Source organism: Methyloversatilis universalis FAM5 (genome assembly GCF_000214035.2).
Taxonomy (GTDB): domain Bacteria; phylum Pseudomonadota; class Gammaproteobacteria; order Burkholderiales; family Rhodocyclaceae; genus Methyloversatilis; species Methyloversatilis universalis.
Genome location: NZ_AFHG01000057.1, coordinates 90,230 through 113,628, shown reverse-complemented (window position 1 = coordinate 113,628; position 23,399 = coordinate 90,230). Strand labels below are relative to the sequence as shown.

Here is a 23,399-nt window from a genome sequence, read left to right as displayed (position 1 = left end):
GTTCAAGGAACCCTCATGGGCCACACTCGCCTGCTGACCGCCCTGCTGTTGGTGCTCGTTCTCGGAGCCTGCAGTCACCCCATCGTGATCACGCCCGATGCCGACAAGATTTCCGCGGTGTCCGACGACAGAAAGATCAACAAACGCGTCGGTTATTACATGACCTTGGCGCAACGTGATGCACCTGTCGTCACGCCCGGCGGCGGCGGTGATTCGATCAAGTACTACCCCTATCGCGACATCGAAGGCGGCTTCTACCGCGTGCTGAGCAACGTCTTCAGCGACGTCACCCTGCTCAAGTCAACCAATGACCAGGAGACGCTCGACAAATACGAAGTCGTACTGATCATCAAGCCAGAAATCCGCACCACTTCACAGTCCTCCAGCATCGTCACCTGGCCCCCGACCGACTTCTCGGTAGAGCTTACCTGCCAGATCACGGACCGTTCCGGCAAGGGAATCGCAGAAACGCGGGTCACGGGTCAGGGGAAGGCCGAATTCAGCGAATTCGTCTCGGATTTCTCGCTCGCCGGTAAGCGGGCGTCCTTCGATGCCCTGATGAAAACCCAGGACGCATTGTTGAACCTTCAGGAACTGCGCGGAGATCGTTGAGCGCAAGGGGTTCTACCCCTTGCGCTCAACACTCAGGCGCAAACGCGCGCAAACGCAGACCGCGCCTTTGCCACGGTCTGCGCCACGTCATCCTCGCTGTGCGCGCCCGACACGAAGCCGGCTTCGAAGGCGGAGGGCGCGAGGTAGACGCCGGCGTCCAGCATGGCGTGGAAGAAGCGGTTGAAGCGTTCGCGGTCGGACTGCATCACTTCGGCGTAGCTGGCCGGGCAGCCGTCTCGGAAGTAGAGGCCGAACATGCCGCCGACCGACTGGGCGGAGAAGGTGACGCCGGCCTCTTTCGCAGCGGCGACCAGACCGTCGCAGAACTGCTTCGTGCGGGCGGCGAGGCGGTCGTGGAAGCCGGGGGCGTTGATCAGTTCCAGCGTTTTCAGGCCGGCGGCCACCGCGACCGGGTTGCCGGACAGCGTGCCCGCCTGATAGACCGCGCCCAGCGGCGCGATGGCCGACATGATGTCGCGCCGGCCGCCGAAGGCGCCAACCGGCATGCCGCCGCCGATCACCTTGCCCAGCGTGGTCAGGTCGGGCGTGATGCCGAACAGGCCCTGGGCGCCGACCGGGCCAACGCGGAAGCCGGTCATCACTTCGTCGAAAATGAGCACCGCGCCGTGCTTGGTGCACAGCGCACGCATGGCGTCGATGAACTCGCGGCTGGGCACGATGAGGTTCATGTTGCCGACCACCGGCTCGACGATGACGCAGGCGATGCGGTCGCCGTGGTTGCGGAAGCAGTCTTCGAGCTGCTGCACGTCGTTGTAGTCGAGCACCAGCGTGTGCTTGGCGAAATCGTCCGGCACGCCGCCCGAACTCGGGTTACCGAAGGTGAGCGCGCCGGAGCCCGCTTTCACCAGCAGGCTGTCGGCGTGGCCGTGATAGCAGCCTTCGAATTTCACGATGGCGTCGCGGCCGGTGAAGCCGCGCGCCAGCCGGATGGCGCTCATCGTCGCTTCGGTGCCGGAGCTGACCAGGCGCACCTGCTCGATCGACGGCACGCGGGCGCACAGCGTTTCCGCCATCAGGATTTCCGCCTCGGTCGGCGCGCCGAACGACAGGCCACCGACCGCCGCCTCCTGCACCGCGCGGATCACCTCAGGATGCGCGTGGCCGACGATGGCCGGGCCCCAGGAGCCGACATAGTCGATGTACTCGGCGCCGTCGGCATCCCACAGCCGGCTGCCCTGGCCGCGGGTGAAGAAGCGCGGCGTGCCGCCGACCGAGCGGAAGGCGCGCACCGGCGAATTGACGCCGCCGGGAATGCTGCGCTGGGCACGTTCGAAAAGCTGTTCGTTGCGGGTGCTCATGGGGAATCCTTCGGGAATCGTGCGGAAAGGCGGTCAGAAGAGCCGGGCGTAGGCGCGGGCCCGGGCCGCGATGTCGTCGGCGTCGAACAGGTCGGACACCACCGCCAGCAGATCGGCGCCGGCGGCGATCAGTTCCGGCGCACGCGCCAGCGTGATGCCGCCGATGGCGCAGCGCGGCAGGCCGAGGTCAGCCACTTCGGCGAAGCGGGTGATGGCGGCCGGCGGCGCCTGCGGCTTGGTGCCGGACGCGTACATCGAACCGAAGGCGATGTAGTCGGCACCGGCCGCGGCCGCCGCGCGGGCCAGCGCCGGGTCGTCGTAGCAGGACACGCCGAGCAATGCGTCCTTGCCCAGCCGGGCCCGGGCCCGCGCCGGGTCGCCGTCGTCGCGGCCGATGTGCACGCCGTCAGCGCCGCAGGCGCGCGCCAGTTCGATGTCGTCGTTGATCACGAACAGCGTGCCGCACACCGTGGTGATGGCGCGCAGCGCGTCGGCGTCGGTGCGCCGCTGTGCGGCATCGGTGGATTTGTTGCGGTACTGCAGCACGACCGCGCCGCCGCCGCAGGCCGCTTCGGCCGCGCGGTAGAGCGCGCCGCCGCTCAACGCTTCCGGGGTGACCGCGTACAGGCCGCGCAGCGGCTTACGCGTCATCGCCGTCACCCTCGTCGGCTGCGCCGCCGGCGGCGGCCGCGTGCCGTTCGCGCAGGAAGAAGAAGCGGTCCGGCAGATGCTGGCCCATGCCGGGCCGGAAGCCAGCCTCCAGCGTGCGCCAGGTGTATTCCTGCGCGGCATGCACCGCCTCGCCGATATCCAGGCCGTGCGCCAGCCAGGCGGCCACTGCCGACGCCAGCGTGCAGCCGGAGCCGTGATAGCTGCCCGGCAGACGGTCCCATTCATCGCGACGGATGACGCCACTCGGGCCGTACAGCACATTGGCGACGCGGGCGGTGGATTCGTGGGTGCCGGTCAGCAGCACATGGCCGCAACCGGCGGCGATGAGCTGGCGGGCGCACTGGTCGAGCGAGGGCGTGGCGACGCCGCGGTGGTCGTCTTGCGCCGATTCGTCGTCATCGTCCAGGTCGTCCTCGTCGGCGAAATCGCCGCCGTCGTCATCGTCGTCGTCCGCCTGGGCAAGGCGACGGGCTTCCAGACTGTTGGGCGTGAGCACGGTGGTGAGCGGCAGCAGCAGTTCCTGCAGCGCGATCACCATGTCCTCGTCCGCCAGTTCGTCGCCGCGGCCCGAGGACAGCACCGGGTCGAGCACCACCGGCACGTCCGGATAGTCGGAAATGATTTCGGCGATGGCAGCGATGTTCTCAATGCTGCCCATCACGCCGATCTTGAATGCCGCCACCGGCATGTCGGCCAGCAGCACCCGCGCCTGATCGACCAGCAGGTCGTCGTCCATGGGCACCACTTCCTCGACCCCGGCACTGTCCTGCACCGTGACCGCGGTAACCACGGTCAGCGCGTGGCAGCCCAGCGCCGACAGCGTCATCAGATCCGCCTGCATGCCGGCCCCGCCAGTGGGGTCGGTCGCGGAAAAGCACATGACAAGCGGAGGAAGCGCCCGCACATCAGCATTGACCATAAAGCGCGCGCCCGGATTGTCGTTACAAAGGGTTAATTACGGTAATATCGATTGGATTCTAACAAAGCAGCCCGCCATGAGTTCCTCTGTCACGGCCGAATTCCAGACTTACATGTGTCTCATCTGCGGCTTCATCTACGACGAAGCCGCAGGCCTTCCGGAAGAGGGCATCGCCCCCGGCACCCGCTGGGAGGACGTTCCGCCCAACTGGACCTGTCCCGAGTGCGCAGCACGCAAGGACGATTTCGAAATGGTCCAGATCTGACGGACACGCAGGCAAGGCCTGGATGAGCCGGCGCGCCGGCTCGACACGCCGCCGGATGAGCAGCCGGACGGGAACAAACCGCGGGCCCGCGCAGATCGCCATCGCGCAGGCCCGCGTCGTGTGCACAAGGGGAGAGCATCTTGGCTGATTCGGGTAGCAGCGCCGGCGTCAAGGTGATGGTGATCGACGACAGCAACACCATACGCCGCAGTGCCGAAATCTTTCTGGTCCAGGCCGGCTATCAGGTGGTGCTGGCCGAGGACGGCTTCGATGCGCTGGCCAAGATCAGCGACCATCATCCGCAGGTCATCTTCTGCGACATCATGATGCCGCGGCTCGACGGCTATCAGACCTGCGCACTCATCAAGAAGAACCCCCGTTTTGCCGCTACCCCGGTCGTGATGCTGTCGTCGCGCGACGGCCTGTTCGACCGCGCGCGCGGCCGCATGGTCGGGTCGGACGAGTATCTGACCAAACCGTTCACGAAGGACAGCCTGCTGCAGGCGGTGTCGCGTCACGCCCGCAGCGGCGCTGACTGACGCCCCCACCCGTATCCACTCGAACGCGGAGCCGACGATGGCGATCAAGCGCATCATGGTGGTGGACGATTCGCCCACCGAACGCCATGTTCTGAACGATTTCCTGACCCGCAAGGGTTTCGAGGTCATCATCGCCGAAAACGGCGAACAGGCGATCGCGAAGGCCAAGGCCGAAAAGCCGGATCTCATCCTGATGGACGTGGTGATGCCCGGCATCAACGGCTACCAGGCGACCCGCACCATCACCCGCGACGACAGCACGCGCGACATCCCGGTGATCATGTGCACCAGCAAGGACCTGCCGACCGACCGCATCTGGGGCATGCGCCAGGGCGCGCTCGACTACATGGTGAAGCCGGTCAACCTGGAAGAACTGCTCGGCCGCATCACCCAGCTCGGCGCGGCAGGCAACGATGGCTAAGCTCTCGCTGCGCGAATTCCAGGAAGAACTCGCCCGCAAGCTGTCGGACACGACAGGCGGCACCAGCACCCGCGCACTGCTCGGGCTGCAGTCCGGCGGCGAGCTGTGGCTGATCGATCTGGCCGAATCCGGCGAAATCCTGCCGGTACCCACGCTGACCCCGGTGCCGCTGGCCACCGGCTGGCTGCGCGGCGTCGCCAACGTGCGCGGCGTGCTGTACGCGGTCAGTGATCTCGCCGCCTTCCAGGGCGGCAACCCCACGGTGCTGACCGGTGACGCACGGCTGCTGCTGCCGCACGCCAAGTTCGGCTGCAACAGCGCGCTGCTGGTGTCACGCGTGCTCGGCCTGCGCGCCCGCGAGGACTTCGAGCCGGCGGAGAACGCCGAGCCGGATCCGCGTCCCTGGGTCGCCGGGCAATTCACCGACACCCAGGGCCGGCTGTGGCGCCGCTTCGATCCGCGCCGGCTGTACACCGACGAACGTTTTCTCGACGTCGCGGCCTGAGACACCCCCGGGCCGGGATCGAACACCTCACACGAACCGAACAGCCCCCAGGAAAGGCCACGATGGCACTGAACATCCCAGGACTGAAATCCGCCCGCAGCGCCGACGGCGCCTCCGCTGTCCCGCGCAGCAGCCTCGGCTTCCTGCGCGGCAGGCTGCCGCTGATCGGTCACCTGCCGCTTGAACAGCAGGTGCGCGTGCTGGGCACGCTGTTCCTGTTCTTCATCGTGATCGCCGCCTTCCTGGTCTGGCAGGATCTGCGCATCACCCGCTACAACGCCAGCTACATTTCGGCCGCTGGCCAGATGCGCACGCTGAGCCAGAGCATGGCGAAGTCGGCCCAGCAGGCGATGGCCGGCGAACAGGCGGCCTTCGGCGAACTGGCCGCCAGCCGTGACGGCTTCTTCCGGCTGCTCGACCGGGTCACCCAGGGTGGCGAGATCGACGGCGTCGAGGTGCCGGCCAGCTCCGGCCCGGTGCAGCCGACGCTGCAGCAGCTGGACACCGCCTGGGGCGCCTTCGACAAGAACGTGTCGGCACTGCTGGCGCAGGACAAGGCGCTGCGCGCCGCCGGCGAACTGGCCCGCGCGCTGAACCAGCAGGCGGCGCCGCTGGCAGCCGCCGCCGCCCAGGGCAGCGGCAAGGACGCCACCGCCTTCCGCAGCTTTGCCGCACTGCTGGCCGAAGTGCAGGCCGGCGTGCACGCGCTGACCGGCAGCGGCAGCGCCGATCCGGCCGTGACCACCGCCCTCGCCCGCGTGCTGCCGGCGCTGCGCGACGCCGCCACCCAGGTCGAAGCGGGCATAGAAGGCGAGGCGCGCAGCCGCTACGCCGCCGCGCGCGCCGCGCTGGACGCACCGCTGGCTGCGCTGGCCGAGCAGCTGGCCAAGCCGGACGAGGTGTCCGCCGCGCGCAAGGCCGGTCTGGCAGTGGTGAGCGACGCCGCCGCGCTGGCCACGCTGACCGACCAGCTCGGCGCCGGCTACGTCGGCGAGCGCGAAGGCCGTCTGGCGCTGGCCGGCGCCGGCGCACTGTGCGTGCTGCTGGCGTTGGCCTGCGTGTTCATGATGGTGCGCGCCTACAACGAGGACCAGAACCAGCAGCGCCTGCAGGCCGAAGGTTCGCGCGAAGAGGCGAAGCGCGAGAAGGACCTCACCCAGCAGGCCATCCTGCGGCTGATGAACGAAATGGGCGATCTGGCCGACGGCGACCTGACCGTGCGCGCGACGGTGTCGGAAGACATCACCGGCGCCATCGCCGACTCGGTCAATTACACGATCGAGGAACTGTCGGTGCTGGTGAAGCGGATCAACGACGCCGCCAGCCGCGTGACCGAGGCGTCGGAGACCGCGCAGCGCATTTCCACCCAGCTGCTGACCGCGGCGGAAAAGCAGTCGCGCGAAGTGACCGAGTCCGGCCAGTCGGTGCTGGCGATGGCGCAGTCGATGAACACCGTGTCGCAGGAAGCGACCCGCTCCGCCCAGGTAGCGCGCCAGTCGCTGTCGGCGGCGCAGAACGGTTCGATCGCGATGTCGAACTCGATCCGCGGCATGAACGACATCCGCGAACAGATCCAGGAAACGTCGAAGCGCATCAAGCGTCTCGGCGAATCGTCGCAGGAGATCGGCGAAATCGTGGAGCTGATTTCCGACATTACCGAACAGACCAACGTGCTGGCGCTGAACGCCGCCATCCAGGCCGCCAGCGCCGGCGAAGCCGGCCGCGGCTTCACCGTGGTGGCGGAAGAAGTGCAGCGGCTGGCCGAACGGTCGGCCGAAGCGACCAAGCAGATCGCGGCCATCGTCCGCACCATCCAGACCGACACCCAGGACGCGGTGGCGGCGATGGAAAACTCCACCCGCGGCGTGGTCGAGGGCGCGCGCCTGTCCGACGCGGCCGGTCAGGCGCTGGACGAGATTTCCACCGTGTCGTCCGAACTGGCACAGCTGATCGAGCGCATTTCCGCCTCCGCCCAGGTGCAGGCCGAACAGGCGACCCGGGTGGCGCAGGGCATGCAGGGCATTCTGCGCATCACCGAACAGACCACGGTCGGCACCAAGCAGACCGCGGTATCCATCGGCCAGCTGGCGGACCTCGCCGCTGAACTCAAGGGCTCGGTCGCGGGCTTCAAGGTATGAGCACCTCTTCCAGCGAACAGGATCTGGGCCCGCTGATCTGGGTCCGCGGCGAAATCGATCTCGCCCTGGTGCGTGCGGCGGAAGCGCTGGGCGACGGGCGGCACGCCGCCGGCGCCGAGGCGCTGAAGTTCGCGCAGACCCATCTGCACCAGGCGCGCGGCGCACTCGCCATCGTCGGCCTGGACGGCCTGACCCACTTCTGCGACGCGCTGGAACAGCTGTTCGCCGACTGGCACGCCGGCAAGCTCAGCGACACCGACAACCCGGCCGGGCCAGTCGCGCAGCGGGCGATTTCAGCGGTGCGCAGCCATCTGGACGAACTGGTGGCGGGCGGCGCCGACCAGCCGATGCGGCTGATGCCGCTGTACCGCGACCTCATGGCGGCGCGCGGCGAAAGCGTGGTCGCGCCGTCGGAACTTTTCTTCCCCGACCTCACCCGCCGCCCGCCTGGCGGCAACGCCGCCGCGGCCGCGCTGTCGCCGCTGGACCGCTCGCGCGCGCTGCGCGCCGCGCGCAGCCAGTTCGAACGCGGTCTGCTGCGCTTCCTGCGCGACGACCGCGAAGGTCTGGTGCAGATGCGGCAGGCGGTCGGCGCGATCGAACAGACTCAGACCGCCCCGGCCACCCGCGCCTTCTGGTGGGTGATCGGCGCGCTGTTCGAAGGCATGGCGCAGGGCGCCATCCAGAGCGATTTCTTCGTGAAGCGCCTGTGCGCGCGTGTCGACGTGCAGATGCGCCGGCTGCTCGAAGGGTCGCGCGGCGTGGCCGAACGGCTGATGCGCGACTCGCTGTACTTCATCGCGTCCGCCAGCCAGAGCACCCCGGCGCTGCGCGCGGTGCGCGACACCTATGCGCTGGACGCGCTGGTGGCGAGCGAACACGACGCGCGTGACGACATCGCCGCACTGCGTCCGGCCATCGCCGCGCTGCGCGAAGCGCTCGGTCAGGCCAAGGACGCATGGACCCGCTTCTCGGCCGGTGCCGCGGTCGCGCTGCCGCAGTTCCATGAACAGTGCGAAGCCATGGTGGCCGCCAGCACCCGGGTGGGTCAGCCCGATCTGGCCCGGCTCGCCGCCGCCCTGCTCGACCTCGGCCAGTGGCTGCGCCGCGACCCGCTGCAGCACCAGGAAAGTCTGGCGATGGAAGTCGCCACCGCGCTGCTGGTGATGGACGCGCTGATCGAACAGTTCAGCCGCGCCCAGGCCGAAGACCTGCCGGCGCAGGTGGATACGCTGATCGACCGCCTCGCCCGCGCCCGCCGCGGCGAGGACCTGCCGGCAATGCAGATCCCGCTGTTCGACGAAATGTCGCGCAAGGCGCAGGAGCGCCTGTTCATGGGCCAGGTCGCGCGCGAAATCCTGGCCAGCCTGGGCGAAGTCGAACAGCAGCTCGACGCCTATTTCCGCAACCCGGCCCGGGCGCCGGAACTGGCCGGCCTGTCGGCGCCGCTCAAGCAGGTCGAAGGCGCGCTGAACATGCTGGGTCAGGACAGCGCGGTCGCGCTGGTCCGCCGCAGCGCGCAGCAGATCGCACGCATGGCGCAGCCCGGCCATGTCGCCGCCGAAGGCGAATTCGAAACGCTGGCACACCAGCTGTCCGGCCTCGGCTTCTTTGTCGACAAGCTGCAGTACGGGCCGGCCGATCTGGAAGCCATCCTGAATCCGCGTGGCAGCGCGCAGGCCGAAGAAACACCGGCCGGCGCCGACGCTGACGGCGTCAGCGTCGAGGACGAACTGGCCGCGCGGCGTACCGAAGCCACCCAGCTGCTGGATAGGCTGGCGCATGGCGGCGCCGACGACAGCACCCGCGACGAACTGCGGCAGGCGCTGGAAACCATGCGCCAGGACGCCAAGCTGCTGGCCGACGAAAAGCTCGAAAAGCGGGTGGCGGAAGCGCTGGCCGCACTCAAGGCTGGCGACACGCCGGTCGCCGACGCGGTGCAGGCGCTGGCCGAACCGCCGGCGGATTCGCTGGCGCCCTCGGCCGACACCGTACGTCTGGCCGAAGCCAGCCAGGAAGAGTTCGACGCCGAACTGCTGGAAATCTTCATCGAGGAGGCGCGCGAGGTGCTGGACACCATCGCCGCCGGCACCGTGTCCGCCCGCCAGGCGCCGCACAGCCAGGACCTGCTCACCACGCTGCGGCGCGGCTTCCATACGCTCAAGGGCAGCGGCCGCATGGTCGGCCTGCGCGACCTGGGCGAAGCCGCCTATGCGGTGGAACAGGTGATGAACCGCTGGCTGGCCAGCGAACGCGACGGCACGCCGGAACTGTTCGACCTGATCGACCGTGCGCGTGGCCTGTTCGCCGGCTGGGTGGACATGCTGACCGACGGCAACACGCAGACCCCGCCGCACGACTGGCTGGCGCCGGCCTGTGCCGCACTGCAGGGCGAGCCCGAAGCAGCCACCCCGCCGCCCGCCGCCGATGCGCTCGATCTCGAGCTGGACGGCGGCCTGGATTTCAATCTGGATGAGGAAGAGGCGCTCGAAGCCGCGGTGACGGCGCCCACGCCAGTCAGCAGCGCCCCGGCGCGGCCGGACGCCCTCGACGACCTGCTCCACGACGCGTCGCTGGCTGAAACCACGATCGTGCCGGACCTCCTGTTCGCGCAGGAACCGCCCGCCACGCCCGAGCCGGTGGCACTCGACATCGATCTCGATTTCGAACCGGCGCCGTCGACCGATGCGTCGCTGGCCGAAACCACGATCGTGCCGGACCTCCTGTTCGCGCAGGAGCCGCCCGCCGCGGCCGAGCCGGTGGCGCTCGACATCGATTTCGATCTCGAACTGACGCCGCCCGCCGACGCCGGAGGACTGGACCTCACCGGGCTACCCGCGGAAACGATCGAGGCGGTGGACATCACCGCCGACATCGACGCCGAAGACCTGGCGCTGGACGCCGGTGCCGACCGCACGCTGTTCGATCTTTTCGTCGCGGAAGCGCGCGGCCACCTGGCCACGCTGCGCCGCGAACTGGCGCGACTGCACGTCAATCCTTCACTGCTGCTCAACCAGGACAGCCTGATCGCCGCACACACGCTGGGCGGCATTTCGCTCACCGTCGGGCAGCACGACATCAGCAAGCTGGCCAAGGCGCTCGAACACGCGCTGCAGCGCTGCGAAAGTCACGGCCAGCCGCCGGCCGACCACGAATCCGCGCTGCTCAACACCGCGGCCGGCACGCTGGAAAGCCAGGTCGCCGCCGTGGCCGACAGCCAGCCGGCGGTGCCGGTACCCGATCTGGTGGCGCGGCTGGACGCGCTGTTCATGCAGCCGGTGGCGCCGGTCGAACTGCCGGTGTTCGAACTGCCGGCGTCGGCGACGCCCGAGCCGGCCGACGCCGGCGCGCGTTCGGTGCTCAGCGACCTGGCCGGTTTCCGCCGCGGACTGGACACCGACGGCCAGCTGCTGCCGGAGCCGGAACCCGAGCCCGACACCCCGGCCGAGCCGGAGCCGGAAGCCGGGGGCGCAGACGCCCTGACCGCCGGACCGGTCACCGGCATCGACGACCTGACTGACAGCGATCTGCCCTGGGAGGCCGACGACGCGGCAGACACCCCGCTCGCCCAGGCCGACACCGCCGCGGACATCGACGTGATCGGGCTGACCGACCTCGGCAGCGCCGAAACCGCCGGCGAACAGCCTGCCGCGGATGCGGACGCCGGCGCGGAATCCGATGAACTGCAGGCCGCGGCAGACAGTCCGCCCGCCGCCAGCGAGGCGTCGGACGCCGACGGGACGGACGACCTGCTGCGGCTCGGCGATGACGACATGGCGTTCGAGAAGGTCGCGCTGCCGGACGAATACGTGCTGCCGACGCCGGACGACACGCTCGCGCTGGAGCTGCCGCGCCCGTCTCCGGCACCGCGGCTCGCCGCTCTGGACGATACGCCCCGGGTTGCCGACGACATCGATCCGCAGCTGCTGCCCATCTTCCTCGAGGAAGCGCACGACCTGCTGGGCGAAATCGGCCACGAGCTGCGCGCCTGGCGCGACGAAACCGGCCAGCTGACGGCTTCCGACGCGCTGCGCCGCCAGCTGCATACGCTCAAGGGCAGCGCCCGCATGGCCGGCGTGATGCGCTTCGGCGATCTGGTGCACAGCATGGAAGGCGTGATCGAGTCGCCCTGCAACCCGGACGACCGCGCGCTGGTGCTGGACGAACTGGACATGGCCTACGACCGCTGCGAAGAGCTGGTCGCCCGACTGGAGCGCGGCGAAAGCACCGAACCAGCCGCCGCTCCGGTGCCCGCGGAAGGCGGCACCGCCGATGCGCCGGCTGCCGCCAGCGCGGACGAGGAGGCCGGCACGGTGCGCGAACGGCCCACGGTGCGCGTGCGCTCGGACATGGTGGACCGTTTCGTGAACGAGGCGGGCGAAATGAGCATCGCCCGCACCCGGATCGAGGGCGAACTGCGCGCGCTGCGCGGTTCTCTGAACGACCTGACCGAAAACGTGCAGCGCCTGCGCGGCCAGCTGCGCGAAATCGAGATCCACGCCGAAAGCCAGATGCAGTCGCGCATGGCAGCGGCGGAAGCGCACCACGAACAGTTCGATCCGCTGGAGATGGACCGCTTCACCCGGCTGCAGGAACTGTCGCGGCTGATGACCGAAAGCCTGTCCGACGTGACCACGGTGCAGTACAACCTGGTGCGGAATCTGGACGCGGCGGACACCGCCATCCAGTCGCAGGCGCGGCTGAACCGCGAACTGTCGCAGGCGCTGATGTCGGTGCGCATGGTGCCGTTCTCGACGCTGGAAGACCGGCTGTACCGGGTCGCCCGCCAGTCCGCGAAGGAACTGGGCAAGAAGGTGAATCTCGAACTGCGCAACACGCAGATCGAGCTGGACCGCGAAGTGCTGGAAAAGATGACCGGCCCGATCGAGCACCTGCTGCGCAACGCGGTGGCGCACGGCATCGAGTCGCGCGAGGCGCGGCTGGCGGCCGGCAAGTCGGAAACCGGCGAAATCGTCATCACGCTGACCCAGCAGACCAACGAAGTCGAGATCGAACTGGCCGATGACGGCGCCGGCCTCGCCTTCGAGCGCATCCGCGCGCGCGGCGTCGAACGCGGCCTGCTGGCGGCGGACGAGGTGGTGGATGAGCGGCGGCTGACCGGCCTCATTTTCGAACCGGGCTTCACCACCGCCGCCCAGGTGTCGGAACTGGCCGGCCGCGGCGTCGGCATGGACGTGGTGAAGAACGCCACGAGCGCGCTCGGCGGCCGCATCGAGACGGTAAGCGAAGCCGGCCAGGGCACCCGCTTCCGGCTGTCGCTGCCGATGACGCTGGCGGTCACCCAGTCGGTGCTGGTGAGCAGCGGCGGCAAGACCTACGCGATCCCGTCGTCCATGGTGCAGCACGCGCGCGAACTGAAGGCGGGCGGGGCGGAAACGCTGCGCGAAGCCGGCGGTCAGGAATGGCTGGGCACCCATTACCGCTATCAGTACCTGCCGCGCCTGCTGGGCGAGCGGCAGAGCGCGCCGGCCGCCGGCAGCTGGGTGCTGCTGATCAGCAGCGGTCATGAATTCATGGCGCTCGAAGTCGATGCGCTGCGCGGCAACCAGGAAGTCGTGGTGAAGCCGGTCGGGCCGCAGCTGTCCAAGCTGGTGGGCATTTCCGGCGCCACCGTGCTGCCGGACGGCGAAGTGACCCTCATCATCAACCCGGTGGCCATCGCCGCCCGCAACCGTCAGGACCTGGCCGCTCACGGCCACACCGGGGCCGACCTGCCGGACGCGCCGTCGATGCCGGTGCCGGCGGAGGACCAAGCGCCGCTGGTGATGGTGGTCGACGATTCGCTGACCGTACGCAAGATCACCAGCCGCCTGCTGGAGCGCGAGGGCTACCGCGTGGTGACCGCGAAGGACGGCGTCGATGCGCTGGAAAAGCTGATCGACGCGGTGCCGGACGTAATGCTGGTCGACATCGAAATGCCGCGCATGGACGGTTTCGACCTTACCCGCAACGTCCGCGCGGATGCACGCACCCGCGACGTGCCGGTCATCATGATCACCTCGCGCACCGCCGAGAAGCACAAGGCCTACGCGCGCGAGATCGGGGTGAACCACTACCTCGGCAAGCCGTACAACGAACAGGAACTGCTGGAACTGATCGCCGGCCATACCGGCCGCGACGTGCTGCTGGAAACGCCGCCGGAGTGATCGGCAGCGGGGACGCGGCGGCCTGATCAAGCTCAGCATCGCGGCGGGGGCGCCGCTCCCACAGAGACATGCGCAGCCCGTGGCAGATGCCGTGGGAGCGGCGCCTCCGCCGCGATGGATGCCGATCGACGGCCAAGCCTCCGGGAAATGAAAAAGGCCGGTCACAGTGACCGGCCTTTTTCATTGCTGCACCGCCCGGGCGGCGTCTTACTTCTTCATGGTGTCGAGGCGCAGCTTGGCGTAACGGCCGGGCGCGTCCTCGATCGGCTTCAGCTTGCCCTTGGCCGGATCGCGGGCCGGCACGCGGTCGCCGTCCTGCGCGGTCACCCACTGCTGCCAGTCCACCCACCACGAACCCGGGTTCTGGGTGCAGCCGCTGAACCACTCGTCGGCGCTGTCCGCGAGCTTGACGCCCGGATTGGTCCAGTAGCCGTACTTGTTGGCCGCCGGCGGATTGACGATGCCGGCGATGTGGCCAGAGCCGCCGAGCACGAAGCGCACCGGACCGGACACCAGCTGGGCGCCCAGATAGGTGCTCTTCCACGGCGCGATGTGGTCTTCGATCGCCGACACGAAGTACACCGGCACCTTGATCTTGCGGATGTCGATCGGCTCGCCCAGCACGGTGATGCCGCCCGGCTCGCGCAGCTTGTTCTGGATGTACATCTGGCGCAGATAGAAGCTGTGCATGCAGGCCGGCATGCGGGTCGAGTCCGAGTTCCAGTACAGCAGGTCGAACGGGAAGGGCTCGCGGCCCATCAGGTAGTTGTTCACCACGAAGGACCAGATCAGGTCATTCGACCGCAGCATGTTGAAGGTGCCGGCCATTTCGGTGCCTTCGAGGTAGCCGCGCTCGAACATCTTCTTTTCCAGGCCCTCGACCGCCTTCTCGTCGATGAACACGCCCAGTTCGCCCGGCTCGGAAAAATCGATCAGCGTAGTGAAGAAGGTGGCGCTGGCGATGCGCTTCTGCTTCTTCGCGGCCAGATAGGCCAGCGTGGTCGCCAGCAGCGTGCCGCCGAGGCAGTAGCCGGCGGCGTTCACCTCGGTTTCGCCGGTCTGTTTCTCGATCATGTCGAGCGCGGCCAGCGGACCCTGCTGCACGTAGTCCTCGAAGGTGAGCTGGGCCAGCTTCTCGTCCGGATTCACCCACGAAATGACGAACACGGTGTGGCCCTGGTCGGTGGCCCACTTGATGTAGCTGTTGGTTTCTCGCAGATCGAGGATGTAGTACTTGTTGATCCAGGGCGGCACGATGAGCAGCGGACGCTTGTACTGGGTGTCAGTGCTCGGGTTGAACTGCAGCAGCTGCATCAGCGCGTTCTCGCCCACCACCTTGCCCTGCGTGGTGGCGACGTTGCGGCCCAGTTCGAAGGCCGAGGTGTCGGTCATGCGCACGCGCAGCTGGCCGTCGCCATCCTCGATGTCGCGCAGCAGGTTGTTGAAGCCCTTGAGCAGGTTCTGGCCGTGGCTGCGCACGGTTTCGCGCAGCACTTCCGGGTTGGTCAGCGCGAAGTTGCTCGGGCTGAAGGCGTTGATGGTCTGGCGGGTGAAGAAGTTGACCTTCTGCAGCGTGTGCTCGTCCATGCCTTCGACGTTGCTCACGACATCGTGGATGTGGCGGGCCGCGATCAGGTAACTCTGCTTGAAGAAGTCGAACAGGAAGTGGCTTTCCCACTCCTCGCCGCGGAAGCGGTTGTCACCCTTGATCGGGGTGGCGACCGGCGCGGCATCCACGCCCATGAAGCGCAGCATCGACTGCTGCCACAGCGTGTAGTAGTCCCACACCAGGCCCATCTGCGCCTGTGCCAGCTTGTACGGGTTGGACAGCAGGCGCGAGGTCATGTCCATGAAGGCCTGGGCGATGCCCAGCTCGTCGGACGGCGGCGTGATGCCGCGCTTGAGCTGGCGCTGCACGTGTTCGCCGAGCAGCTTGGAGGCGCGTTCGGCGACTTCGGCATAGGTCTTGGCGACCGCGGCCGGATCCGGCAGTGCGGCGGGTTCTGCTTGCTTGGCTTCTTTGGCGGCGGGCTTGTTCATGCTGTCTCCCCCTGTGCTTGTGGCTGGGTTGTGAGTGGTCAGGACGGTGAGGTCAGGGCTGGGTGAAGCGGAATACGCCGTCGCCATCGTGCAGGCGGCGCAGTCCGCCGGTCTGCCGCAGGTGATTCAGGTGAGCAATCACCTCTCCCATGGCAAACCGTGTCTGGAAACTGTCGAGCTCGCGCTTGAACAGGCGCGGCAGCAGGTCGAATGCGCTGGTCGGCGTTTCGCACAGCGAGGCGATCTGCACCAGACGCTTTTCGTGGTGCAGGCGCAGCTGGTCTACCCGCAGGCCGACACCGCGGTAGGGATCGCCGTGCGCCGGCAGCACCACGGTGTGGGCGGCCAGCAGGCGGAAACGCTCGATCGAATCAAGGTAATGGGCCACCGCGTCGGTTTCCGGCTCAAACGGCAGCGTGGGCGTGTTCGGCGAAATGGTGGGCAGCAGCATGTCGCCGGCGATCAGCACCGGATCGTGCGCGCGGTAGAAACTCAGGTGTTCCGGCGAATGGCCGTGGCCGACGATGGCTTCCCAGGCGTCTTCGCCTATGGTGATCACCTCGCCCGGCAGGACGCGGCGCATCGCGGTCGGCACCGAACCGACGGTGCGGCGGTAGCGGCTGCCCTCGCGCTGCATCGCTTCGGTCTGCGCCGGCGGCAGGCCGTGCTGGCGGAAGAAGGCGGCCATCAGGTCCATCGCGGATGCCGGAGTGTCGCCGAACCAGGCCTGCGCGGTCAGGTATTCGCCGAGCGACATCCAGATACGGCCGCCGGTCTGCGTGGCGAGCCAGTCGCCCAGACCGAAGTGGTCCGGATGGCAGTGCGTGATCAGGATGCGGCGTACCGGCCGTCCGGCCAGGTCGCCGGCCAGCGCCTGCAGCCAGTGGGCGCGGGTGGCGTCGTCCGGGAACCCGGCGTCGACCAGGGTCCAGCACGGGCCATCGGCGTCCTGGTCCTCGATCGCCCACACATTGACGTGGCCCGGGGCGAACGCCACCGGCATGCAGAGCCGGTAAACACCGCGCGCGACCGGCGCCATCCGGCCCGGTGCGGGGCGCGGCAGGTCCAGGATTTCCAGCGCGTGGAGGTGTTCGGACACGGGGTCAGGGGGCCAAGACATTGAATTTGCACGATCATAACTCGAAATCCGGCCCATTGTGCAGCGCAATATCGAGTCCGGTGACCCCGGTTGTTACACTTGCGCATGCACTGCGGAACGCGCGCCGCGTTCACGCATCTGACGGCAACCGAACCGTCGAACCGCTTCCGGAGGAGACTGATGCGCACCGCCATCGCCGTACTGACCCCGCTGCTGCTGGCCCTGGGCACCGCTGCGCCGGTGTGGGCGCAGGAAGAGGACCCGCTTCAGTTCGTCACCTTCGGCAAGGATTTCGCCGCCCAGTGCGTGTCGCGCAATTCGGTGCAGATTCTGGTCAGCAACAGCCATCCGAGCCGCACGGTCACCGTGTGGCTGGACCGCTATCACATGGGCGTGGGCACCGGCGACCGCTCGAAAACAGAGATGAAGCCGGGCGCCGAGCCAGTGCCGCTCGGCTGTTCACGCACCATGGACGGCCCGCAGGAATGGCGTGTGGTGCGCGCGAAATTCATGGACTGAGTCACGACTGAAGTCCGGACCCCGATTCCGTATGGCCGTCCGCCGCTCGCGGCGTCCGCGCTGCACAGGCATACTTCGCTCCCTGTTTCCTTTCGACCCGATTCCGATCGATGCGTGTCTGTGTCTTCTGCGGTTCGCGCAGCGGTGACGACCCCGTCCATGCCGACGCGACGCGCCGGCTCGGCACCTTGCTGGCCAGCCGTGGCCACGGCCTGGTCTATGGCGGCGGCCACATCGGCCTGATGGGCGTGGTGGCCGATGCCGTGCTGGCCGCCGGCGGCGAGGCGATCGGCGTCATCCCCCACCATCTTCAACAGCTGGAAGTCGCCCATCCGGGTCTGACCCAGCTGCACGTGGTCGACAGCATGCACACCCGCAAGGCGCTGATGGCTGATCTGGCCGACGCCTTCATCGCAGCGCCCGGCGGCTTTGGCACCCTGGACGAACTGTGCGAAATTCTCACCTGGGCGCAGCTCGGACTGCATCGCAAGCCGGCCGGGCTGCTGAACGTGGCCGGCTATTTCGATCCGCTGCTCGCCATGTTCGATCAGGCGGTGAGCGCCGGCTTCCTGAGCCCGGCACACCGCGCGCTGATCCTGTCCGACGACGACCCGGCGCGCCTGCTCGACCGGCTGGCCGCCGATCTCATCACGGGAGTACCCGCCGCATGAACACCGCACGCCTGCGTTCACTGCTCGCCTGCGCCGCCGCCCTCGTCACCTGTTCCGCCAGCGCGGAAGATACCGGCGGCTGGCTGCGGCCGGTTGATCTGGTCGATGCGGTGCCGCTGCTGAACGACAGCGGCCGCGCCGGATACGGCCGCTTCCTGCAGGTGACGCTGCGGCCGCGCGCGTTTGCGCTGAACATGAATGGCGAATGGGCCTGGAATGCCGGCAGCGACGCCGAACGTGACGCCATCGCCGCCTGCGAGGCGCACGGCCTGCCCTGCCAGCTTTACGCGGTGGATGAGGAAGTGGTGCTGCCCGGCTTCGAACTGGGCGCGCCGCTGCGCGCGCTGGGCAGCCGCCTGGTGCAGGGGACGCTGCCTTGATGAACGACCCGAAGGCGCTGGTGCTGACCGAGGTGGTGGACGGCATCGGCATCGCCACGCTGAACCGCCCGGACCACCACAACCTGCTCGACGCCTCGCTGGTGCAGGCGCTGATTGCGGTCGTGGACGACATGAACGCGCGCGCCGACGTGCGCGTCATCGTGCTGTCGGCGCTGGGCGACAGCTTCAGCATCGGCAGCGACCCGCAGGAAATGGAACGCAGCGGCCTCATGTCCGCCGACCCGGCGCTGGCCGCGCAGCTGATGCGCGCACTGGCCGAATCGGCCAAGCCGGTGGTGGCACGGGTGCAGGGCCCGGCGCGCGGTCTGGGTGCCGGGCTGCTGGCCGCCTGCGACGTCGCAATCGCCAGCTTCGACGCGCACTTCAGCTTCGACAGCGTGCGCACCGGTCAGGTACCGGCGGTGATTGCGCCGTGGGTGATCGGCGCCATCGGCCCGGCGCGTGCACGCCGCTATTTCCTGACCGGCGAGCGCTTTTCCGCCTCCGAGGCCTTTCGCATTGGCCTGCTGTCGGAAATCGTCGCGTCGGCTGACGATCTGGACGAGGCGGTGGGCGAAGTGGTCGACGCGCTGCTGCTCGGCGGCCCGCGCGCGCAGCACCAGATCAAGAGTCTGGTGCGCGCGCTGGGTCGGCCGCACGCCGACCAGCAGACGCTGGACCACGTGATCGGACTGGAAGAACGGATCGATACCGGCGCCGAAGCGCAGGAAGGGCTGGATGCGCTGTTCGCGCGCCGTCATCCGGGCTGGGTACCGGTCGGCATGTCATGAGCGCGGGCGCGCTGCCGCCCCGTGTGCGCATCGTCGAGGTCGGTCCGCGTGACGGCCTGCAGAACGAATGCGTGGCGCTGGGCATCGACGACAGGCTGACGCTGATCGACCGTCTTGCCGACGCAGGCCTGCGTGACATCGAGGCCGGCGCCTTCGTGTCGCCGAAGCGTGTCCCGAACATGGCGGGCAGCGGCGAACTGATGCAGCGCCTGCCGCGCCGGGCCGGCGTGAGCTACCCCTGTCTGGTGCCGAACGACACCGGTCTGGACGCCGCGCTGGCCGCCGGCTGTACCGACATCGCCCTATTCGCCGCGGTATCGGAAACCTTTTCGCAGCGGAACACCGCCTGCAGCATCGCCGAATCGATGGACCGGCTGTCGGCGGTGGCCCGGCGCGCCCTCGATGCCGGCGTCCGCGTGCGGGGCTATCTGTCCTGCGTGATCGGCTGCCCCTACGAAGGCGCGGTGGAAAGCCGCAAGGTGGCCGACATGGCGGCCCGGCTGATCGACATGGGCTGCTACGAGGTGAGCCTCGGTGACACCACCGGCATCGGTACGCCGGCGCAGATCGCGGCGCTGATCGACACGGTGGCGGCCCAGGTGGCGGTGACCCGGCTCGCGGGTCACTTCCACGACACCTGGGGCATGGGCGCGGCCAATGTATGGGCGGCGCTGCAGCGCGGCGTGACGGTATTCGATGCCTCGGTCGGCGGCCTCGGCGGCTGCCCCTTCGCTCCGGGCGCGAGCGGAAACGTGGCGACCGAAGATCTTGTCTACATGCTGGACGGCGCCGGAATCGAGACCGGCATCGACCTGAGGGCGCTGGTCGACACCGCGCGCTGGATCAGCGCACGGCTGGACCGTGCCCCTGCATCACGCGTGGCGCGGGCCTTCCCGCCCACACCCGAACGCTGAAGGAAAACCGAAGATGGTGGCATCACCCTGCACCGGCGTCTGCACGCTGGACACGACGACCGGCTATTGCCTCGGCTGCCTGCGCTCGCGCGACGAGATCGCGGCCTGGGGTTCGAGCAATGACGACACCCGGCTGGACATCCTGGAACGCATCCTCGAACGCGAGGCGGCCGGTCATCCGCGAGTGGTGCCCGAAAACGACTGAAGCGGCCCCCGTCTCGCGACGTCCGGCGCCGCTTCAGTTCTCGCGACGGCGACGCGGCTCCGCAGGTTCGCCGACCGAATTGGCGGCTTCGCGCGTGGTGCTGCCAACCGGCGCACCCTGGGCACGGGATTGCACGCCGGCCCTTTCCGCCTCGCGTTCTGCACGACGGCGATTGGCCTGGCTGCGCTGCAATCTCAGATATCGCATGATGGGCACCTCCGTGTTGATCCGGGGGCGCGCGTCGCCCTCGACCGGGGCACGAACTCATCCAGGTCGTGCTTCGCGCGCTATGCTTCGTCTGACCGCATCCTTACAGGGTAGTTTCCATCCGCGGCGTGTCAAGCATGGCAATGGCATCAAATTGTTTTTCCTTTCGGTGGTCCGAGCGTGAATGAAACCCGACGCGGCGCGATGCGCCTTGTACTGATCAGCGGCATGTCCGGTTCCGGCAAGAGCGTGGCGCTCAACGTGCTGGAAGATGCCGGCTTCTTCTGCGTGGACAATCTGCCGGCACCGCTGCTGCCGCAGCTGGTCGGTCATCTGCGTGAAGCGGGCACCAGCCGCGTCGCGGTCGCGGTGGACGTGCGTTCGGGCAAGAGCATGAGCGCCCTGCCGCCGATGATGGGCGTGCTGCGCAACGGCACCCAGCTGCAGACGCTGTTCCTGGACGCGCGCGACGACGCACTGATTGCCCGCTTTTCGGAAACCCGACGCCGCCACCCGCTGGGCGACGACGAAACCTCGCTGGGCGAGGCGATCCGCCACGAGCGTGAAATGCTGGCGCCCATCGTCGCGCTCGGTCACCGCATCGACACCAGCGACCTTCCCTCCGCGGTGCTGCGCAAGTGGGTGCGCGAACTGGTGCAGATCGACGAAACGTCCGGCCTCACGCTCATGTTCGAGTCCTTCGGCTTCAAGCACGGCATTCCGCTGGACGCGGACCTGGTGTTCGACGTGCGCTGCCTGCCCAATCCGTATTACGACACCAGCCTGCGCCCGCAGACCGGCTGCGACCAGCCGGTGATCGACTATCTGGAACGCAGCCCCGAAGTGCTGCGCATGCGCGACGACATCGCCCGCTTCGTGCGCGACTGGCTGCCCTGCTACATCAAGGACAGCCGCAGCTATCTGACCGTGGCCATCGGCTGCACCGGCGGCCAGCACCGCTCGGTCTACATGGCGCAGTGGCTGGCCGAACATTTCCGCAGCGCCGCCCGCGTGCTGCTGCGTCACCGGTCGCTCGCCGCCAGCGGCAAGTGAACACCGGCGGCGCGCTGCTGCGACCGGGCGACCTGCTGGTCATCGCCGCCGGCATCGCACTGACCGCCGCAACCGCCGCCGCGCAGTGGGGACGCGCCGCCCCCACGGTCGCCCAGGTCAGGCTGGATGGCCGCATCGTTGCCGAACTGCCGCTGAACGGCAGCCATCGTGTCGCGATCGCCGGCGCACTGGGCGGACTGGGCGACACCGTGATCGAAGTCCAGCCCGGACGCGCGCGGGTGGCGGCCGATCCCGGTCCGCGGCAGTACTGCGTGCAGCAGGGCTGGCTCAGCCGCAGCGGCAGCGTCGCGGTGTGCGCACCCAGCCACATCACGCTGCAGCTGGCCGGGCCGGACGGCGGCACCGATACGGTGGCGTTCTGATGGACGCCCTCGAGGTGCGCCCCGATCCGCGCGACCGCCGGCTGGCGCGCTACGCGGCGGCGGCGATCGCCGCCTCGCTGGTCGAGGCAGCCATTCCGAGCCCGCTGCCCGGCGTGAAGCCGGGGCTGGCCAACATCGTCATCCTCATCGTGCTGGTGCGGCACGGCTGGCGCGACGCCGCCTGGGTGAGCGTGCTGCGGGTGCTGGCGGGCAGCCTGCTCGCCGGGCAGTTCCTGGCGCCCGGCTTCTTCCTGTCGGCCAGCGGCGCGCTGGCCAGCCTGCTCGCGCTCGGCGCGCTGCAGCCGCTGCCTGCGCGCTGGCTGGGGCCGGTCGGCCGGTCGGTGGCCGCCGCCTTCGCCCACATCGCCGGCCAGCTGCTGCTGGCCCGGCTGTGGCTGGTGCCGCACGACGGGCTGTTCAATCTGGCGCCGGTGTTCTTCGCCGCCGCGCTGGTGTTCGGCATCGTCAATGGCGTGGTCGCGGCGCGGCTGTTGCGGGACAATGCGGCATGAGCACCGCCCACCCTACCCCGCACACCGTGCTGGTCGCGCTGACCGGCGCCTCCGGCATCCCCTACGGCCTGCGCCTGATCGAAACGCTGGTGGCGGCCGGCTGCAACGTATGGATCGTCTACTCGCAGGTGGCGCAGATCGTTGCCCGCCAGGAAGCCGATCTGCTGCTGCCGGTCCATCCGCAGCAGGCCGAGCGCGACCTGTCGGCGCGGTTTTCCGCCCGCCCCGGACAGATCCGGGTGTTCGGCCGCGACGACTGGAACAGCCCGCCGGCGTCGGGATCCAACCCGCCGGACGCCATGGTGGTGTGCCCGTGCTCGATGGGCACGCTGGCGGCGATCGCGCACGGCCTCGCGTCCAGCCTGATCGAACGCGCGGCCGACGTGGTGATGAAGGAACGCCGCACCCTCATCCTGGTGCCGCGCGAAACGCCCTTCTCCACGCTGCATCTCGAGAACATGCTCAGCCTGTCGCGCAACGGCGTGGTCATCCTGCCGCCCTCGCCCGGCTTCTACCAGCAGCCGCAGTCCATCGCCGATCTGGTGGATTTCGTAGTCGCGCGCGTTCTCGACCAGCTGCGGGTGCCGCACACGCTGCTGCCGCGCTGGGGCGAACAGCGGCTCGAAGACTGACGCCGTCACACGCCTGACATGCCAATGAAACAAGCTGAAGAGCTTGCCGCCGACCGTTACGACGGCGCGCGGCCACTCAGGGAGCACCGACGACATGAAAATGGACAGCCAGCCGCTGGACGGCGGCATCACTCTGATCCGGCTGGACGGCCGGCTCGACATCGAGGGCGCGGAAGCGCTGGACCAGCCCTTCACCTATGCCACCAGCACGCATCCGGCGCGGATCGCGGTCGACCTGTCGGCGGTGAGCTTTCTCGCGTCGATCGGCATCCGTACGCTGCTGTCGGCAGCGCGCGGTCAGGCGGCGCGCGGCGGCAAGCTGGTCATGTTCGGTGCCCAGCCCATGGTGCAGCGGGTGCTGAAAACCGCCGGCGTGGACCAGCTGCTCACGCTGTGCGACGACCTCGAGGCGGCGCGGCGCGCCCTGCAGGACTGA

General features: G+C 68.7%; 24 protein-coding genes. 18 read left to right on the top strand and 6 right to left on the bottom strand.

Annotated features, from left to right (window positions below; genetic code table 11):
* The first annotated feature begins 15 nt into the window (after positions 1 to 15).
* Complete coding sequence (locus tag METUNV1_RS16130; protein WP_008063620.1) at positions 16 to 612, top strand: hypothetical protein; 597 nt, start codon at positions 16 to 18, stop codon at positions 610 to 612.
* A 32-nt stretch (positions 613 to 644) separates the two neighbouring features.
* Here the strand turns inward: METUNV1_RS16130 and hemL are convergent, their stop codons facing one another.
* Genes hemL through thiD form a run of 3 tightly spaced genes read right to left on the bottom strand, consistent with a single transcriptional unit; the run spans position 645 to position 3,522 of the window.
* The gene (gene hemL, locus METUNV1_RS16125) at positions 645 to 1,931 is read right to left on the bottom strand and encodes a glutamate-1-semialdehyde 2,1-aminomutase (protein ID WP_008063619.1); all 1,287 of its coding nucleotides are present in this window, start codon (positions 1,929 to 1,931) and stop codon (positions 645 to 647) included.
* Between the two features lie 33 nt (positions 1,932 to 1,964).
* The gene (thiE, locus tag METUNV1_RS16120; protein WP_008063618.1) at positions 1,965 to 2,582 is read right to left on the bottom strand and encodes a thiamine phosphate synthase; all 618 of its coding nucleotides are present in this window, start codon (positions 2,580 to 2,582) and stop codon (positions 1,965 to 1,967) included.
* Positions 2,572 to 3,522 carry a bifunctional hydroxymethylpyrimidine kinase/phosphomethylpyrimidine kinase gene (thiD, locus tag METUNV1_RS16115; protein WP_408630411.1) on the bottom strand — a complete coding sequence of 317 codons (951 nt, stop codon included), beginning with the start codon at positions 3,520 to 3,522 and terminating at the stop codon, positions 2,572 to 2,574. Before thiD ends, thiE begins: the two co-directional genes overlap by 11 nt.
* Positions 3,523 to 3,598: 76 nt before the next feature.
* Between thiD and METUNV1_RS16110 the strand changes: the two genes are divergently transcribed.
* The 6 genes from METUNV1_RS16110 to METUNV1_RS16085 all read left to right on the top strand — a co-directional run bounded on the left by METUNV1_RS16110 (position 3,599) and on the right by METUNV1_RS16085 (position 13,557).
* Positions 3,599 to 3,787, top strand: a complete 189-nt coding sequence (locus METUNV1_RS16110; RefSeq protein WP_008063615.1) for a rubredoxin — start codon at positions 3,599 to 3,601, stop codon at positions 3,785 to 3,787.
* A gap of 140 nt (positions 3,788 to 3,927) precedes the next feature.
* The gene (locus tag METUNV1_RS16105; RefSeq protein ID WP_008063614.1) at positions 3,928 to 4,326 is read left to right on the top strand and encodes a response regulator; all 399 of its coding nucleotides are present in this window, start codon (positions 3,928 to 3,930) and stop codon (positions 4,324 to 4,326) included.
* 37 nt (positions 4,327 to 4,363) lie between these two features.
* Positions 4,364 to 4,747: a response regulator gene (locus tag METUNV1_RS16100; protein ID WP_008063613.1), complete on the top strand. Its 384-nt coding sequence runs from the start codon at positions 4,364 to 4,366 to the stop codon at positions 4,745 to 4,747.
* On the top strand, positions 4,740 to 5,252 hold the full coding sequence (locus METUNV1_RS16095) for a chemotaxis protein CheW (RefSeq protein WP_008063612.1): 513 nt from the start codon (positions 4,740 to 4,742) through the stop codon (positions 5,250 to 5,252). Before METUNV1_RS16100 ends, METUNV1_RS16095 begins: the two co-directional genes overlap by 8 nt.
* 62 nt (positions 5,253 to 5,314) lie before the next feature.
* Positions 5,315 to 7,390 carry a methyl-accepting chemotaxis protein gene (locus tag METUNV1_RS16090; protein WP_008063611.1) on the top strand — a complete coding sequence of 692 codons (2,076 nt, stop codon included), beginning with the start codon at positions 5,315 to 5,317 and terminating at the stop codon, positions 7,388 to 7,390.
* On the top strand, positions 7,387 to 13,557 hold the full coding sequence (locus METUNV1_RS16085; protein WP_008063609.1) for a hybrid sensor histidine kinase/response regulator: 6,171 nt from the start codon (positions 7,387 to 7,389) through the stop codon (positions 13,555 to 13,557). Before METUNV1_RS16090 ends, METUNV1_RS16085 begins: the two co-directional genes overlap by 4 nt.
* Before the next feature lie 207 nt (positions 13,558 to 13,764).
* Here METUNV1_RS16085 and METUNV1_RS16080 read toward each other — a convergent pair whose 3' ends face one another.
* Positions 13,765 to 15,597 (bottom strand): PHA/PHB synthase family protein, encoded by a 1,833-nt coding sequence (locus METUNV1_RS16080; protein ID WP_008063608.1) that lies wholly within the window; start codon positions 15,595 to 15,597, stop codon positions 13,765 to 13,767.
* A 52-nt stretch (positions 15,598 to 15,649) separates the two neighbouring features.
* Positions 15,650 to 16,696 (bottom strand): MBL fold metallo-hydrolase, encoded by a 1,047-nt coding sequence (locus METUNV1_RS16075; protein ID WP_008063607.1) that lies wholly within the window; start codon positions 16,694 to 16,696, stop codon positions 15,650 to 15,652.
* Between the two features lie 180 nt (positions 16,697 to 16,876).
* On the opposite strand from METUNV1_RS16075, the gene METUNV1_RS16070 reads away from it, so the two are divergent.
* The 6 genes from METUNV1_RS16070 to METUNV1_RS16045 all read left to right on the top strand — a co-directional run bounded on the left by METUNV1_RS16070 (position 16,877) and on the right by METUNV1_RS16045 (position 20,176).
* Entirely contained in the window at positions 16,877 to 17,215 is a 339-nt protein-coding gene (locus METUNV1_RS16070) for a hypothetical protein (RefSeq protein ID WP_008063606.1), read from the top strand.
* Positions 17,216 to 17,325: 110 nt separating this feature from the next.
* Positions 17,326 to 17,886, top strand: a complete 561-nt coding sequence (locus METUNV1_RS16065) for an LOG family protein (RefSeq protein WP_008063604.1) — start codon at positions 17,326 to 17,328, stop codon at positions 17,884 to 17,886.
* A complete protein-coding gene (locus tag METUNV1_RS16060) occupies positions 17,883 to 18,266 on the top strand; it encodes a hypothetical protein (RefSeq protein ID WP_008063599.1) in 384 nt (127 codons plus the stop codon). The genes METUNV1_RS16065 and METUNV1_RS16060 overlap by 4 nt, the downstream gene beginning before the upstream one ends.
* A complete protein-coding gene (locus METUNV1_RS16055) occupies positions 18,266 to 19,057 on the top strand; it encodes an enoyl-CoA hydratase-related protein (protein ID WP_043360154.1) in 792 nt (263 codons plus the stop codon). Before METUNV1_RS16060 ends, METUNV1_RS16055 begins: the two co-directional genes overlap by 1 nt.
* On the top strand, positions 19,054 to 19,971 hold the full coding sequence (locus METUNV1_RS16050) for a hydroxymethylglutaryl-CoA lyase (protein WP_008063595.1): 918 nt from the start codon (positions 19,054 to 19,056) through the stop codon (positions 19,969 to 19,971). The genes METUNV1_RS16055 and METUNV1_RS16050 overlap by 4 nt, the downstream gene beginning before the upstream one ends.
* Before the next feature lie 13 nt (positions 19,972 to 19,984).
* Positions 19,985 to 20,176, top strand: a complete 192-nt coding sequence (locus METUNV1_RS16045) for a DUF1289 domain-containing protein (protein WP_008063593.1) — start codon at positions 19,985 to 19,987, stop codon at positions 20,174 to 20,176.
* Positions 20,177 to 20,209: 33 nt separating this feature from the next.
* Here METUNV1_RS16045 and METUNV1_RS16040 read toward each other — a convergent pair whose 3' ends face one another.
* Positions 20,210 to 20,383 carry a hypothetical protein gene (locus tag METUNV1_RS16040; protein WP_157257870.1) on the bottom strand — a complete coding sequence of 58 codons (174 nt, stop codon included), beginning with the start codon at positions 20,381 to 20,383 and terminating at the stop codon, positions 20,210 to 20,212.
* A 204-nt stretch (positions 20,384 to 20,587) separates the two neighbouring features.
* Here METUNV1_RS16040 and rapZ point away from each other — a divergent pair, with 204 nt between their 5' ends.
* The 5 genes from rapZ to METUNV1_RS16015 all read left to right on the top strand — a co-directional run bounded on the left by rapZ (position 20,588) and on the right by METUNV1_RS16015 (position 23,399).
* Complete coding sequence (gene rapZ / locus METUNV1_RS16035; protein ID WP_008063590.1) at positions 20,588 to 21,436, top strand: RNase adapter RapZ; 849 nt, start codon at positions 20,588 to 20,590, stop codon at positions 21,434 to 21,436.
* Positions 21,433 to 21,819, top strand: a complete 387-nt coding sequence (locus METUNV1_RS16030) for a NusG domain II-containing protein (protein WP_008063587.1) — start codon at positions 21,433 to 21,435, stop codon at positions 21,817 to 21,819. The genes rapZ and METUNV1_RS16030 overlap by 4 nt, the downstream gene beginning before the upstream one ends.
* Positions 21,819 to 22,331: a Gx transporter family protein gene (locus METUNV1_RS16025; protein ID WP_008063585.1), complete on the top strand. Its 513-nt coding sequence runs from the start codon at positions 21,819 to 21,821 to the stop codon at positions 22,329 to 22,331. The genes METUNV1_RS16030 and METUNV1_RS16025 overlap by 1 nt, the downstream gene beginning before the upstream one ends.
* Positions 22,328 to 22,963, top strand: a complete 636-nt coding sequence (locus tag METUNV1_RS16020) for a flavin prenyltransferase UbiX (protein ID WP_008063583.1) — start codon at positions 22,328 to 22,330, stop codon at positions 22,961 to 22,963. The genes METUNV1_RS16025 and METUNV1_RS16020 overlap by 4 nt, the downstream gene beginning before the upstream one ends.
* A 94-nt stretch (positions 22,964 to 23,057) precedes the next feature.
* Positions 23,058 to 23,399: an STAS domain-containing protein gene (locus tag METUNV1_RS16015; protein WP_008063582.1), complete on the top strand. Its 342-nt coding sequence runs from the start codon at positions 23,058 to 23,060 to the stop codon at positions 23,397 to 23,399.

Excerpts from the sequence above, each read along its gene's own strand:
- METUNV1_RS16025 (WP_008063585.1), top strand. The coding sequence starts at position 21,819 with ATGGACGCCCTCGAGGTGCGCCCCGATCCGCGCGACCGCCGGCTGGCG.
- METUNV1_RS16110 (WP_008063615.1), top strand. The coding sequence starts at position 3,599 with ATGAGTTCCTCTGTCACGGCCGAATTCCAGACTTACATGTGTCTCATC.
- METUNV1_RS16130 (WP_008063620.1), top strand. The coding sequence starts at position 16 with ATGGGCCACACTCGCCTGCTGACCGCCCTGCTGTTGGTGCTCGTTCTC.
- METUNV1_RS16085 (WP_008063609.1), top strand. The coding sequence starts at position 7,387 with ATGAGCACCTCTTCCAGCGAACAGGATCTGGGCCCGCTGATCTGGGTC.
- METUNV1_RS16045 (WP_008063593.1), top strand. The coding sequence starts at position 19,985 with ATGGTGGCATCACCCTGCACCGGCGTCTGCACGCTGGACACGACGACC.
- rapZ (WP_008063590.1), top strand. The coding sequence starts at position 20,588 with ATGCGCCTTGTACTGATCAGCGGCATGTCCGGTTCCGGCAAGAGCGTG.
- METUNV1_RS16050 (WP_008063595.1), top strand. The coding sequence starts at position 19,054 with ATGAGCGCGGGCGCGCTGCCGCCCCGTGTGCGCATCGTCGAGGTCGGT.
- METUNV1_RS16060 (WP_008063599.1), top strand. The coding sequence starts at position 17,883 with ATGAACACCGCACGCCTGCGTTCACTGCTCGCCTGCGCCGCCGCCCTC.
- METUNV1_RS16100 (WP_008063613.1), top strand. The coding sequence starts at position 4,364 with ATGGCGATCAAGCGCATCATGGTGGTGGACGATTCGCCCACCGAACGC.
- METUNV1_RS16080 (WP_008063608.1), bottom strand. The coding sequence starts at position 15,597 with ATGAACAAGCCCGCCGCCAAAGAAGCCAAGCAAGCAGAACCCGCCGCA.
- thiD (WP_408630411.1), bottom strand. The coding sequence starts at position 3,522 with ATGGTCAATGCTGATGTGCGGGCGCTTCCTCCGCTTGTCATGTGCTTT.
- METUNV1_RS16095 (WP_008063612.1), top strand. The coding sequence starts at position 4,740 with ATGGCTAAGCTCTCGCTGCGCGAATTCCAGGAAGAACTCGCCCGCAAG.
- thiE (WP_008063618.1), bottom strand. The coding sequence starts at position 2,582 with ATGACGCGTAAGCCGCTGCGCGGCCTGTACGCGGTCACCCCGGAAGCG.
- METUNV1_RS16015 (WP_008063582.1), top strand. The coding sequence starts at position 23,058 with ATGAAAATGGACAGCCAGCCGCTGGACGGCGGCATCACTCTGATCCGG.
- METUNV1_RS16070 (WP_008063606.1), top strand. The coding sequence starts at position 16,877 with ATGCGCACCGCCATCGCCGTACTGACCCCGCTGCTGCTGGCCCTGGGC.
- METUNV1_RS16020 (WP_008063583.1), top strand. The coding sequence starts at position 22,328 with ATGAGCACCGCCCACCCTACCCCGCACACCGTGCTGGTCGCGCTGACC.
- METUNV1_RS16065 (WP_008063604.1), top strand. The coding sequence starts at position 17,326 with ATGCGTGTCTGTGTCTTCTGCGGTTCGCGCAGCGGTGACGACCCCGTC.
- METUNV1_RS16040 (WP_157257870.1), bottom strand. The coding sequence starts at position 20,383 with ATGCGATATCTGAGATTGCAGCGCAGCCAGGCCAATCGCCGTCGTGCA.
- METUNV1_RS16090 (WP_008063611.1), top strand. The coding sequence starts at position 5,315 with ATGGCACTGAACATCCCAGGACTGAAATCCGCCCGCAGCGCCGACGGC.
- METUNV1_RS16055 (WP_043360154.1), top strand. The coding sequence starts at position 18,266 with ATGAACGACCCGAAGGCGCTGGTGCTGACCGAGGTGGTGGACGGCATC.
- hemL (WP_008063619.1), bottom strand. The coding sequence starts at position 1,931 with ATGAGCACCCGCAACGAACAGCTTTTCGAACGTGCCCAGCGCAGCATT.